This is a genomic window from Butyrivibrio sp. CB08 (genome assembly GCF_003625485.1).
Classification (GTDB): Bacteria; Bacillota; Clostridia; order Lachnospirales; family Lachnospiraceae; genus Butyrivibrio.
On the sequence record NZ_RAIR01000001.1, the window covers coordinates 748644 to 761840 of the forward strand.

General features: G+C 41.8%; 14 protein-coding genes. All 14 read left to right on the forward strand.

What is annotated here, in order from left to right; all coding sequences use genetic code 11:
• Positions 1 to 12 precede the first annotated feature (12 nt).
• The 14 genes from D6855_RS03290 (at position 13) to D6855_RS03360 (ending at position 13167) form a co-directional block, all read left to right on the forward strand.
• Positions 13 to 807, forward strand: coding sequence for a hypothetical protein (locus D6855_RS03290; protein ID WP_120737970.1), 795 nt, complete (start codon positions 13 to 15; stop codon positions 805 to 807).
• Positions 808 to 1079: 272 nt separating this feature from the next.
• Positions 1080 to 1844, forward strand: coding sequence for a 30S ribosomal protein S2 (rpsB, locus tag D6855_RS03295; protein WP_120737972.1), 765 nt, complete (start codon positions 1080 to 1082; stop codon positions 1842 to 1844).
• Positions 1845 to 1898: 54 nt separating this feature from the next.
• On the forward strand, positions 1899 to 2852 hold the full coding sequence (gene tsf / locus D6855_RS03300; RefSeq protein ID WP_120737974.1) for a translation elongation factor Ts: 954 nt from the start codon (positions 1899 to 1901) through the stop codon (positions 2850 to 2852).
• A gap of 144 nt (positions 2853 to 2996) precedes the next feature.
• Complete coding sequence (locus D6855_RS03310; protein WP_147368116.1) at positions 2997 to 3740, forward strand: septum site-determining protein MinC; 744 nt, start codon at positions 2997 to 2999, stop codon at positions 3738 to 3740.
• A gap of 16 nt (positions 3741 to 3756) precedes the next feature.
• Positions 3757 to 4536: a septum site-determining protein MinD gene (minD, locus tag D6855_RS03315; RefSeq protein ID WP_120737980.1), complete on the forward strand. Its 780-nt coding sequence runs from the start codon at positions 3757 to 3759 to the stop codon at positions 4534 to 4536.
• Between the two features lie 15 nt (positions 4537 to 4551).
• The gene (gene minE, locus D6855_RS03320; RefSeq protein ID WP_120737982.1) at positions 4552 to 4830 is read left to right on the forward strand and encodes a cell division topological specificity factor MinE; all 279 of its coding nucleotides are present in this window, start codon (positions 4552 to 4554) and stop codon (positions 4828 to 4830) included.
• 1 nt (position 4831) lies between these two features.
• Positions 4832 to 7237 carry an HAD-IC family P-type ATPase gene (locus D6855_RS03325; protein WP_120737984.1) on the forward strand — a complete coding sequence of 802 codons (2406 nt, stop codon included), beginning with the start codon at positions 4832 to 4834 and terminating at the stop codon, positions 7235 to 7237.
• Positions 7238 to 7310: 73 nt separating this feature from the next.
• Positions 7311 to 7751 (forward strand): MarR family winged helix-turn-helix transcriptional regulator, encoded by a 441-nt coding sequence (locus tag D6855_RS03330; RefSeq protein WP_120737986.1) that lies wholly within the window; start codon positions 7311 to 7313, stop codon positions 7749 to 7751.
• Positions 7752 to 7885: 134 nt separating this feature from the next.
• Entirely contained in the window at positions 7886 to 8215 is a 330-nt protein-coding gene (locus D6855_RS03335) for a metal-sensing transcriptional repressor (protein ID WP_120737988.1), read from the forward strand.
• Between the two features lie 37 nt (positions 8216 to 8252).
• The gene (locus tag D6855_RS03340; protein WP_120737990.1) at positions 8253 to 10181 is read left to right on the forward strand and encodes an NADH-quinone oxidoreductase subunit 5 family protein; all 1929 of its coding nucleotides are present in this window, start codon (positions 8253 to 8255) and stop codon (positions 10179 to 10181) included.
• Positions 10181 to 11050, forward strand: a complete 870-nt coding sequence (locus D6855_RS03345) for a respiratory chain complex I subunit 1 family protein (protein WP_120737992.1) — start codon at positions 10181 to 10183, stop codon at positions 11048 to 11050. Before D6855_RS03340 ends, D6855_RS03345 begins: the two co-directional genes overlap by 1 nt.
• Positions 11051 to 11070: 20 nt before the next feature.
• The gene (locus D6855_RS17065) at positions 11071 to 11742 is read left to right on the forward strand and encodes an NADH-quinone oxidoreductase subunit B family protein (RefSeq protein WP_120737994.1); all 672 of its coding nucleotides are present in this window, start codon (positions 11071 to 11073) and stop codon (positions 11740 to 11742) included.
• On the forward strand, positions 11742 to 12074 hold the full coding sequence (locus D6855_RS03355; RefSeq protein WP_120737996.1) for an NADH-quinone oxidoreductase subunit C: 333 nt from the start codon (positions 11742 to 11744) through the stop codon (positions 12072 to 12074). The genes D6855_RS17065 and D6855_RS03355 overlap by 1 nt, the downstream gene beginning before the upstream one ends.
• Positions 12075 to 12087: 13 nt before the next feature.
• Complete coding sequence (locus D6855_RS03360; protein WP_120737998.1) at positions 12088 to 13167, forward strand: hydrogenase large subunit; 1080 nt, start codon at positions 12088 to 12090, stop codon at positions 13165 to 13167.
• Positions 13168 to 13197: the final 30 nt, after the last annotated feature.

The window sequence follows — 13197 nt, forward strand, 5'->3', positions numbered from 1 at the left end:
GAAAGTATTTAAATGAAACTAAAGTATTATCTTCGTGGTATGGGTATTGGAATAATCCTTACTGCGATAGTAATGGGCTTTGCACTGGGCGGCAGAAAGGCCACACTAAGCGATGCAGAGGTAATCCAAAGAGCCAAAGCTTTGGGAATGGTTGATGGAGACAGCGGTGTTCTTCTTAATTCTCAGGGCGAGGAAGTAGAGGAAAACAGCGATGATAAGACTTCATCCAATACGCCATTATTTGAAGAAGGAACTACGTTACCTGAAAAAGAGCAACAAGAAGTCGCTGACGCAGGTTCATCAGTTTCAGAAATGGCTAAAGAGGAGGAAGAGGGAGAAGGAAGCGGCTCAGAAGCTTCAAAAGATGATAGCAGCGCTGCCGAATCCTCTAAAAAAGAAGAAACAGTTGCTCAGTCAGAAGTCTCATCAGGAGCTTCAACAGAAGCTTCAACAGGAAAGTCAGATGTAACTGCTGCTTCTACTGAGGCCAGCAAAACTGAGACTGCTAAAACTGAAACACCAAAAACAGAAACACCTAAAACAGAAACCCAGGAAACACCGGCTCAGACAGCTTCTACTTCTTCTGGGACAGGCGTTAACTCTACATCCAAGACAATTACAATCCCTGGCGGACTTGGTTCAGACCAGGTGGCACAGATACTTTACAGAGAAGGTATTATCGATAACGCTGTAGCATTTAATAAGTATCTTGTGGACAGCAGAAAGGACAGGATCATCAGATCCGGTACCAAGACAATCCCGGCTGGTGCATCATATGATCAGATAGCTTCAATAATTACTCAGTAATTAAAAAAGAGCAGATTACCTGCTCTTTTTTTGAGGTTTTATGATAAAAATGTATTGAAATCTTGATTTTCCTATGCTATTATAACTAAGCTGTGTCTAAATAGGTGGTTTATGCCCTGTTTTACGCGGCAGTAACAAATAAACACGTATATCTGATCATGGTTTTGGTGTCAGCGAAGCTGATCGGAACTATGGCCTGCCACATAAATGACGCTTTGTGTGGATCTACAGGTTAAGGATATACGGAAGATTAACCAAACGGAGGTATTAAAATGAGCGTTGTATCAATGAAACAGTTACTTGAGGCAGGTGTACATTTTGGACACCAGACAAGAAGATGGAACCCTAAAATGGCTCCTTACATCTTCACAGAGAGAAACGGAATCCACATCATCGACCTTCAGAAGTCAGTTGTTAAGGTTGACGAGGCTTACAAGGCAGTATTTGAGATTGCACAGCAGGGTGGAACAATCCTTTTCGTAGGTACCAAGAAGCAGGCTCAGGACGCAGTTAAGACTGAGGCAGAGCGTTGCGGAATGTACTATGTTAACGAGAGATGGCTCGGTGGTATGCTCACTAACTTCAAGACAATCCAGAGCAGAATTGCTAGAATGAAAGCTATCGAGAAGATGCAGGAAGATGGAACATTTGATGTTCTTCCTAAGAAGGAAGTTGCTCAGCTCAAGAAGGAGCTTACAAAGCTTCAGGCTAACCTTGGCGGAATCAGAGACATGAAGAGAATCCCTGATGCTATCTTTGTTGTAGATCCTAAGAAGGAGAGAATCTGCATCCAGGAGGCTGAGGCACTTGGAATCACACTTATCGGTATCGGTGATACAAACTGTGATCCTGAGGAGCTTGACTTCATTATTCCTGGTAACGATGACGCTATCAGAGCCGTAAAGCTTATCGTTGGTAAGATGGCTGACGCTGTTATCGAGGCTAACCAGGGTGCTGAGGCTGATTCAGCTGCAGATTATGTTGCTGAGGGCGCTGAGGCAGAGGCTACAGACATCGAAGAAGCAGCAGCAGAGTAATTCCTATAAACATAAAATAAAGCAGGTTTCCTGCATATTACGGAGGATAAATAGATGGCTATTACAGCAGCAATGGTTAAAGAGTTACGTGAGTCTACTGGCGCTGGAATGATGGAGTGCAAGAAGGCTCTTACAGAGACTAATGGAGATATGGACGCAGCTGTTGAGTACCTTAGAAAGAACGGTATCATGAAGGCTGAGAAGAAGGCTAGCAGAATTGCAGCTGAGGGTCTTACAAGAATCGCTGTTAAGGATGACAAGACAGCAGCTGTTGTAGAGGTTAACTCAGAGACAGACTTCGTTGCTCAGAACGAGAAGTTCCAGGCATTCGTTGAGGCTGTTGCTAAGCAGGCTGTTGAGTCAGATTCTAAGGATCTTGATTCATTCATGGCTGAGAAGTGGAACGAGGATGCATCTAAGTCAGTTAACGATGCTCTTGTTGAGATCACAGCAGTTATTTCTGAGAAGCTTTCAATCAGACGTTTTGAGAAGGTTGTAGCTCAGAACGGTATCGTTGTTCCTTATGTTCATGGTGGCGGAAGAATCGCTGTTCTTGTAGAGGCTGACACAGATGTTGTTAACGATGACATCAAGGATGCTGTTAAGAACGTTGCTATGCAGGTTGCAGCTCTTAGCCCTAAGTTCGTTTCTTCTGAGGAGATCTCAGAGGAGTACAGAAACCACGAGAAGGAGATCCTTCTTGCTCAGGCTATGAAGGAGAACGAGGAGCTTCCAGAGGGTAAGAGAAAGCCTCAGGAGATCATTGAGAAGATGCTTATCGGACGTCTTAACAAGGAGTTCAAAGAGATCTGCCTTAACGATCAGGTTTATGTAAAGGCAGAGGATGGTAAGCAGTCAGTTAGCCAGTACATTGCACAGGTTGCAAAGAACAATAACGCAAACCTCAAGATCAAGAGATTTGTTCGTTTTGAGACAGGTGAAGGTATCGAGAAGAAGAACGAGAACTTCGCTGAGGAAGTTGCTAAGCAGGCAGGTCAGCTTGGCTGATTTTCTTAAGAGTTTTAAGGGCTCTGGCATTTGCCAGAGTCCTATTTTTATGTGGAAATTTTGGCCCTGTTGGCTTATACTAGAGGAGTGCGTTTTGGGAAAATGTAGCGCACATACGTATGAAAAAAGGTTGGGTGATCTTAATTGGAACAAGCAGTTACTATTAAAGGTACCAAGTCCGGAATCATTTTGGTTTTGGATTCGGAGCCATCTTTTGAATCTCTATCTAAGTCAATTGCTGAAAAGTTTGGGGAAGCAGCATCATTCCTTGGGAAAAACAATATGGGACTTCTGATCAGGGGAAGAGATCTTTCTGATGCAGAGACTGATGAAGTTGTAAGGATCATCGAAAAAAACTCTGATCTTACGATTTCCTGCATTATTGACGAAGAATCTGACCTTGAGAGAGTATTTGCCCGTAAAATGGGAAAAGAAGAGCAGCCTGTTATAGCTGGTGAAGTTGTTTCACAGGCTATTGAAGGAATTACAGAGGACACTGCCCTTATTTACAAGGGTAATCTCAGATCCGGACAGGACATTTCCAGCGAAAAGAGCATAGTTATTCTCGGAGATGTTAAGCCAGGAGCAAATGTCACATCCTTTGGAAGTATTTTTATACTTGGGGAACTAAGGGGCAATGCATTTGCTGGGGCTTCAGGAGACAGAAAGAGCGTGATCATGGCTCTTGAACTTGACCCGATCCAGATCAGGATAGCTGAGACAATTGCAATATCTCCAGATGCGGAAAAAGGCAATAAGATCAAGGTCAAGAGAAAGAAACTTCTTAAAGATGCAGGTAATGTACCTGAGGTTGCTTATATAGAAAATGGTCATATAGTCAAGACCAGCTATGGCACCTCATTTTTGAGACAATTCTATAAAATCTAATTTTCAGGAGGAAAATATGGGAGAAGTAATAGTTGTAACATCAGGCAAGGGTGGAGTTGGCAAGACCACAACAACAGCCAACCTTGGTACTGGACTTGCCAAGCTTAATAAAAAGGTAGTTCTTATTGATACAGATATAGGACTTAGAAATCTTGATGTAGTTATGGGTCTTGAAAACAGGATTGTTTACAATCTTGTAGACGTTATTGAGGGAAATTGTAAGAGAAATCAGGCACTTATCAAGGACAAAAAGTACGAGAGCCTTTTCCTTCTTCCTGCTGCACAGACCAAGGATAAGACCAGTGTAACACCTGAGCAGATGAAGAAGCTTACAGATGAGCTCAAGGAAGAGTTTGACTACATCATACTTGACTGCCCGGCAGGAATTGAGCAGGGCTTTAAAAATGCCATCGCTGGTGCGGACAGAGCTTTAGTTGTAACAACACCTGAGGTTTCTGCTGTTAGAGATGCTGACAGGATCATCGGTCTTTTAGAGGCTAACGAGATCAAAAATCCTCAGCTTATCGTAAACAGACTTCGTCCTGATATGATAAAGAGAGGCGATATGATGTCTGCAGAGGATGTAGTTGATATCCTTGCTGTTGAACTTATCGGACAGGTTCCAGATGATGAGAACATCGTTGTGGCTACCAATAATGGTGAGCCTTTAGTTGGCGATAACTCACTGGCTGGTCAGGCATATATGAATATCTGCAGAAGAGTGACAGGTGAAAACGTACCATTTTTAGATCTTGATTCTAAAAAGGGACTTTTCTCATGGCTTCGCAAGAAATAATAGGGGGACTTTAAGGTGAAGATTACTGATATTTTCAAAAAGAAATCATCTAGTGATGTCGCTAAAGACCGCCTCAAGCTCGTCCTTGTTTCTGACAGAGCCAGCTGCTCACCAGAGCTTATGCAGAGAATCAGAAGTGACATCATAGAAGTATTATCAAAATATGCTGAAATTGATATGGATGGAATCGATATCAATTTCACCCAGATGGATGCAGAAGACAATACAGGTAAGACATTACCTGCGCTTTACGCAAATATTCCTATCAAAAACATGAATCACAATGTGAAATAATATGGATTATACAAATGTAGGGCTTACTCAGGCAGAGGCGAAAGCTCTTTATGACCAGGGTAAGGGCAATGTACAAATTGAGAATATTGGCAAGACCACTAAGGATATTATCAGGGAGAACATTTTTACATACTTCAACTTGATCTTCTTTATCATGGCCGTGCTTCTTGTTATATCGGGAGCCTGGAACTCACTTACCTTCCTTCCGGTTATTATTTGTAATGCTCTGATTGGTATTTTTCAGGGAATCAAGGCGAAAAATGTTCTTGATAAACTGAAAGTACTGAATCAATCCTCAGCCATAGCCATAAGGGACGGCGATGAGAGAATAGTTCCTCTTGATAAACTGGTTCTTGGAGATGTGATCGTATTATCTGCCGGTAGTCAGATCTGTGCTGATGCTGTGGTTGTTGAAGGCGAAGTTGCAGTAAATGAAGCTCTGCTTACTGGAGAAGCTGATGAGATCGTTAAAAAGAGCGGATCTGAGCTTATGTCTGGAAGCTTTGTGGTATCCGGTAAGTGTCTTGCAAAGCTTACAAGTGTTGGAATGGACTCATACATTTCAAAACTTATGCTAAAAGCCAAGAAGATGCCCTCTTCTGAACAGTCCGAGATGGTCAAGTCTATCAATAAGATTGTTGCATTTGCTGGTCTTATTATTATCCCTATTGGAATAGCTCTTTTCGTTCAGAGCTTTTATATTCAGGGCAATTCCTTTGCAGAGAGCATTCCTTCCATGGTGGCTGCTCTGATTGGAATGATACCTGAAGGATTGTATCTTCTTCTTAGTATCACCCTTGGTCTTAGCACTATCAGACTTGCCAAGCAGAAGGTAATGCTTCACGACATGAGGAGTATTGAATCACTTGCAAGAGTTGATACTATATGCGTTGATAAAACCGGAACTATAACTGACAACAGTATGCTTGTTGCTGATGCAGTTCTTGCTGATGGAACCAAGGACCCAGAAGCAATGAACTATTATGAAAACCTCATTGCAGATTACATTGGATGTGTGCCTGATGACAATATTACAATGCATGCTCTTGAGGACTATTTCCCTATCAGAAATAGTAGAACCTGTGTATCATTCCATTCGTTTTCATCAAAATACAAATACAGCGCTGTTCAGTTCACTGACGGTACATATGTATTGGGTGCTCCTGAGTTCGTTCTTAGAGATAATATAGCTGAGTATCAGGAGCTTATAACATATTACGCAAGCAGGGGACTTAGAGTTTTGTGCTTTGCCAGCTACTTTGGCGGCGCAGATGGAACACAGATAATTGATGAGAATGCTGAGAATATCTCTGTAGATGTTCCTGATCATTCTCTGGAAGGCGCAAAAACTGTGCCGCTTGTGTTCATTCTTTTACAGAATCCTATCAGGGAAGCTGCTCCTGCAACCTTTAGCTACTTCAGGAAACAGGGTGTAGATGTAAAGGTTATCTCTGGTGATAATCCGCTTACGGTATCTGAAGTTGCCAAAAATGCCGGAATTGAAAATGCTGACAGATTTGTGGATGCCAGCACTTTGGAAGAAGAAGACATCAGAGAAGCAGTAAGAAGATACACTGTATTTGGACGAGTGTCTCCAGAGCAGAAACAGAAGATCATCAGAGCTCTAAAAAAAGATGGCCATACAGTTGCCATGACAGGAGATGGTGTTAATGACATCCTTGCCATGAAAGATGCCGACTGTTCCATAGCTATGGCCGCTGGTTCAGAAGCTGCAGTTCAGGCTGCACAGGTGGTTCTTATGGACTCTGATTTTTCAAAGATGCCTAAGATAGTTGGAGAGGGTCGCAGGAACATTAACAATATTGAGAGAACAGCCACTTTGTTCCTGGTTAAGAACATTTTCTCACTGCTATTAGCTGTCTTTTCGATTATAAATGTACTGACATACCCGCTTCAGCCATCACAGATAACTATGGTCAGCCTTGTAAATATTGGAATTCCGGGATTTTTCCTTGCTATGGAGCCAAATAACAGGCGAATTGAAGGGAATTTCCTTGTAAAGGTTCTTTTGAAAGCAATGCCTGCGGCGCTGACAGACTTTTTTGCCATAGCAGCCCTTGTTATATTTGGAAATACCTTTGGGGTTTCAGCAGAAGATGTGTCCGTTGCAGCTACATTTCTTCTTGCGATTGTAGGATTTATCATTCTGGCCAATATCTGCGCGCCTCTTAATGGCTACAGCCTTCGTATTATCATCGGATGTATAGTTGGCATGATAGTTGGAGCGATATTCTTCCATGACCTGTTCTCTATCAGCTATGTATCTGTAGAATGCGTTATGTTGTTTGTCCTGTTTGCGATTGCGACAGAGCCGTTTATGAGATATCTGACCATGATATTTACAGCGGTGGAAGACAGACTGCAAAAATTTTTTAATCAAAAATAAAGTAATAATTTAACCACATTATTATTTTGTGTTATAATAAATAGCATAAAATTCAATTCAGGAGTATTTTGTAATGGAAAAACAAGAAAAATATGATTCATTAAAGCTTGGTAATCAGTTATGTTTCCCGCTCTATGCATGTTCTAAGGAGATTATCAGGAAATATAAGCCATATTTGGATGATATTGATCTTACATATACCCAGTATATTGCAATGATGGTTCTCTGGGAGAAGAAGACCGTCAATGTTAAGACACTGGGAGAGTGTTTATATCTTGATTCTGGTACACTTACACCTGTTCTTAAAAAGCTTGAGTCCAAGGGATATATCACAAGGGAGAGATCCAGTGAAGATGAGAGAAATCTTGTGGTATCCATAACCCCTGAGGGCGAGAAACTCAAGGATAAAGCTTTGTCTATTCCACCTGCAATGGGATCATGTGTCAAACTTACTGAAGAAGAGTACAGATTACTCTATAAGCTTTTATATAAGATTATTGGAAATGTTAGATAATCTTTATTGATTTTTTTTTCACATGATATATAATGATATTCGGTCAGATGTGCGTTTTCTGTGACTTTTCTTTCTTTGCTCTGCAAAGTCAAAAAATTAACAAGGGGACGCACTTTATTTTTGGAGGTTTTTTTATGAGTTCTCATGATCATGATGAGAGCCTGGATCACGGGCATGGTCATCACCATCACCACCATGATCCGGAGCACATGAAGGCCATAACTAACAGGCTTTCAAAGGCTATTGGTCATCTTGAGTCAGTCAAAAAGATGGTTGAAGATGACAGGGACTGCACTGAAGTCCTGATACAGCTAGCAGCTGTTCGCTCCGCTATCAATAACTGCGGAAAAGAAATACTTAAGGAACACATGAGTCACTGTATTGTTCATGCTGTTCAGGACGGCGATGAGAAGGCAATTGCTGATCTCAATGAAGCTGTTGATAAATTTATGAAAAACTCATAGGTAGTTGTGAGATTTTATGTGAAAGGGGCGAAACACCTTGTCTATTCCAATTTTAAGTGTAGTAAATTTTCTAATCCTATTTCCCTTTATCATGGCAGCACTTATCTTCATTTTAAAAGAGGCTAGTCCTCTTAGAAGCGCAGTTATCATGCTTGGTGGTTTTACAATCATGGCCAGCGCTATTTATGTTGCTGTCAATGTACTTATTTCAGGAGATCCATCGCAGTTCGTTTATCTTGAGCATACACATATTTCTGATACTATCGCTGTTTGCGGCGAGGTATTCCTTATGCTTTTAGTATGCTTCCTTTCAATCAAGTACAAGAAATACTATGCGATCATCTTTTCACTGGCAGGAACAATTCCTGTTCTCTGGATGGATCTTACAGGCAGAGCAGTAGAGGGCAATGCTCATGTGAGAATTGATACCTTTGCAGCTGTTATGTACCTGATTGTAGGTGTTGTAGGTATCCTTATCTGTATCTATGCTTCAGGTTATATGAAGGATTACCATCATCATCACACAGATGTGCAGGACAGATCCAATTACTTTATTGCTCTTATGTTTGTATTCCTTGGAGCAATGTTTGGACTTATTTCATCTGATTCACTTTCCTGGATCTATTTCTTCTGGGAGATCACATCAGTATGTTCATTCCTTATGATCGGTTATACAAGAACTCAGGAGGCTGTTAATAACTCCTTTAGAGCTCTTTGGATGAACCTTCTTGGTGGATGCGGTTTTGCTGCTGGTCTAATGATCTGCAACCTCGGTCTTGGCATCTCTAACTTAAGCCAGGTAACAGAGGGCGGTAATGAGCTTGTTATTGTACCTGTTACATTATTTGCATTTGCAGCTCTTACCAAGAGCGCACAGTTCCCATTCTCAAGATGGCTTCTTGGCGCCATGGTTGCACCTACACCATCAAGTGCGCTTCTTCACTCAGCTACAATGGTTAAGATCGGTGTTTATATGCTGATCAGACTTTCACCTATAATGTATGGCACACTGACAGGTGTTATGATCACTGTCATTGGTGGATTTACATTCTTTACAGCATCACTTCTTGCTATCACAGTAAGCGATGGCAAAAAGGTTCTTGCTTATTCAACAATTTCAAACCTTGGTCTTATTACAGCCTGCGCTGGTACTGGTACACCTGAGGGTGTCTGGGCGGCTGTAATGCTTGTTCTTTTCCATGCTGTATCCAAGTCACTTCTGTTCCAGACAGTTGGTGATATTGAGAACTGCATGCACAGCCGTGACATCGAGGATATGCACGGTCTTATCATCAAGCTTCCAAGACTTGCATTTATTATGATCATTGGTATCTGCGGTATGTTCCTTGCTCCATTTGGTATGCTTGTTTCCAAGTGGGCAGCTCTTAAATCATTCGTAGATTCAGGTTCTGTATGGCTTGTTCTTTTCCTTGTATTTGGTTCAGGAAGCACACTTTTCTATTGGGCAAAGTGGCTTGGCAAGATCTGTACAGTAATCCATCAGTCCTTCGAGCTTGAAGACATTACACCAAGAAGTGAGATGGTTTCAATTTTCCCACTTACTTCACTTATTATCATCATGTGCTTTGCATTCCCTTGGATGTCAGGCAACATGATCCAGCCTATTCTTGATGAGGCATTCCATACTAACATCCCTGATGTTATCGGTGGTTCTGATGTCATCATCATGATGATCATGGTAGCTATGGTATTTATGATCCCTATTGGATCAAGATTCCTTTCAATTGGTAAGAAATCCAAGATGACAATGTCTTATGTTGCCGGTGTAAATGCTGGTGATGACAGACATTACATTGATTCTTTTGGAAAAGAGAGAGCTCTTTACATGTCAAACTGGTACATGAGAGACTTCTTTGGCGAGGATAAACTTCTTTCTCCTTGCGTTTGGGTAGCAGCTGTACTTGTGGCAGTAATGCTTATCGTAGTAGTAGGAGGTGCTATCTGATGGAAATCAATTTTATTATTAAAGCTGTTCTTTATTTAGTATTAGCACCGCTCCTTGGCGGACTTTTATCAGGAACTGACAGACTCTTTGCTGCACGTATGCAGGGAAGGCAGGGGCCACCAATCATCCAGCCTTTCTACGATGTCAATAAGCTCCTTCACAAGCAGACCACCGTTGTTAACAGTATTCAGGTTCTATTTGTCACAGGATACCTTATTATGACAGTATTCACTGGATGCCTGTTCTTTGGCGGCGGAGATATGCTCCTTGTATTTTTTGCTCTTTCAATGTCAGAAGTTCTTATGGTTATGGCAGCTTTCTCAACCAATGGACCTTACAGTATCATGGGTGCCCAGAGAGAACTTCTCCAGATGATGTGCTATGAGCCAATGACACTTCTTGTTGCTATCGGTTTTTACTACGCACAGGGAAGCTTCATGGTTTCAGACCTTGTCAAAGCAGAAACACCCGCGATCATCCAGCTTCCAGGCTTCTTTATTGGATTCGTATTTATCCTTATAATCAAGCTTCGCAAGTCACCATTTGACCTTAGTACTTCTCACCACATGCACCAGGAGATGGTTAAGGGTCTTACAACAGACCTTTCAGGTAACAACCTGGCATTTGTAGAGATCGCTGAGTGGTATGACACAATCCTTATGATGGGTATTGTAGGAATGTTCTTTATTACAGCTAACCCAATCAGCAGGATATGGGCTTTAATTGCCGTAATTGTAGTATTCTTCATTGAGACACTTATTGATAATATATTCCCACGAGTTAAGTATATTACAATGCTCAAGGTAACATGGGCTGTAATCCTTGTATTTGCGGGAACCAATTTGCTGATTCTTAATGTACTTAAGTAAAATGGAAGGGATATTGATCAATGAATATTGCTAAATCACCATGGGTGTTACATTATGATGGATCCAGCTGTAATGGCTGTGATATCGAAGTTCTTGCGACAATGACTCCAATGTATGATGTTGAGAGATTTGGAATCATTAATACAGGTAATCCTAAGCATGCAGACGTACTGCTTCTTACAGGAGGTATCAATGCTCAGACAGCTCCTGTTGTAAGACAGCTTTACAATATGATGCCAGATCCTAAGGTAGTAGTTGCATGCGGAATCTGTGCTTGCGATGGTGGAATTTTCAAGGAGTGCTACAACATCTTAGGCGGCGCTGACAAGGTTGTTCCTGTTGACGTTTATGTTCCTGGATGTGCTGTAAGACCTGAAGCTCTTATTGAGGGCGTGGTTAAGGCAGTTGGACTTCTTGAGGAAAAGAGAAAGAAGTTAAAAGAGTCATTGAAGCAGGGATACTGTTCAGTAGACTACAGCAAGATGGCTATTCATATGACTGCTGATGATTATGATCCAAGTAACCAGTATGATGCAGTTCTTACTGAAGAAGCTCTTCGCCAGCAGGCAGAGGAGAAGATCAAGGCTTCAAGTAAGCCACCTGTACCTGCAGCCGCTGCTCCTAAGCCAGCTCCTGCTGCAGCACCAGCTACAGCACCTGCACCAGCTGCTGAGAAAGGGGACAATGCATAATGAATACAGAATTTATAAATGTTAATCCTGAGAGCATCATTGATGAGTCTCAGAAGCTTAAATTTGCAGGCTACCATCTTATCCAGCAGTGTGCCACAAGAGTTCCAGATGCATATGAACTCATTTATACCTTTGGCAAGGATCTGGAGATGAAGAATCTTAAGATGACACTTCCTGAGGACCAGGAGATCTCAAGTATCACTAGCATTTTTCCATGTGCTTTTATCTATGAGAACGAGATGCACGATCTGTTCGGAGTACAGATCAAGATGATCAACATTGACTTTGAGGGTAAGCTCTATCGCACAGCTATAGAGACACCATTTAAATAATCGGAGGGAAGAAATGTCAACTAGAAGTGTAATTCCATTTGGACCCCAGCACCCGGTTCTCCCAGAACCAATCCACCTTGACCTTGTTATGGAGGATGAGAAGGTTGTAGAAGCAATTCCTTCCATCGGCTTTATCCACAGAGGTCTTGAGAAGCTGGTAGATAAAAAAGATTTCAATGAAATGGTATATGTAGCTGAGCGTATCTGCGGTATCTGCTCTTTAGGTCATGGCCTTGGTTACTCTGAGGCAGTTGAGCACATCATGGACATTGATGTACCTTCAAGAGCTAAATACCTTAGAACAATCTGGTCAGAGCTTTCAAGAGTACATTCACACCTCCTGTGGCTTGGTCTTTTAGCAGATGCTTTCGGTTTTGAGAGCCTTAATATGGAATGCTGGAGACTTCGTGAAGAAGCTCTTGATATGTTCGAGGCTTCAACTGGTGGCCGAGTAATCTTTTCAGTTATGAAGGTTGGCGGAATCAGAAGAGATGTACCTGATGAGATGCTTAAGGACTTCTATCAGAGGATCAATAAGATGGAAGAGCAGCTTAAGACCATCGCTAAGCCATTCCTTAATGATATGGCTGTTCAGACAAGACTTCGCGGAGTAGGAATTCTTACAGCAGAGCAGGCAGATGCTCTTGGATGTGCCGGACCATTCCTTCGTGCCAGCGGAATAGCAAGAGATATCCGTACAACAGGTTACTGCGCATATGGCGATGTGGAATTTGAGCCTATCATCAGCAATGATGGTGATTCATACGCAAGAACCGAGTGCCGTATCAAGGAAATCTTCCAGGCATTTGATATTATCCGTCAGTGCATTGATAAGATGCCTGCTGGTGATATTGATGTTCCTGTTAAGGGAATGCCAAACGGCGAATACGTTATGAGAATAGAGCAGCCTCGTGGTGAAGCTATTTACTACGTTAAGGCTAACGGAAGTAAGTTTATTGACAGAATGAGAGTCCGCACTCCCACATTTGCTAATCTTTCTGGTCTTGTTGAAACTCTTAAGGGTTGTGACCTTGCTGATGTGCCAATTCTTGTACTTACAATTGACCCATGTATCAGCTGTACTGAGAGATAACAAATTGACTGTAAGATAAGAAGGAGTTTT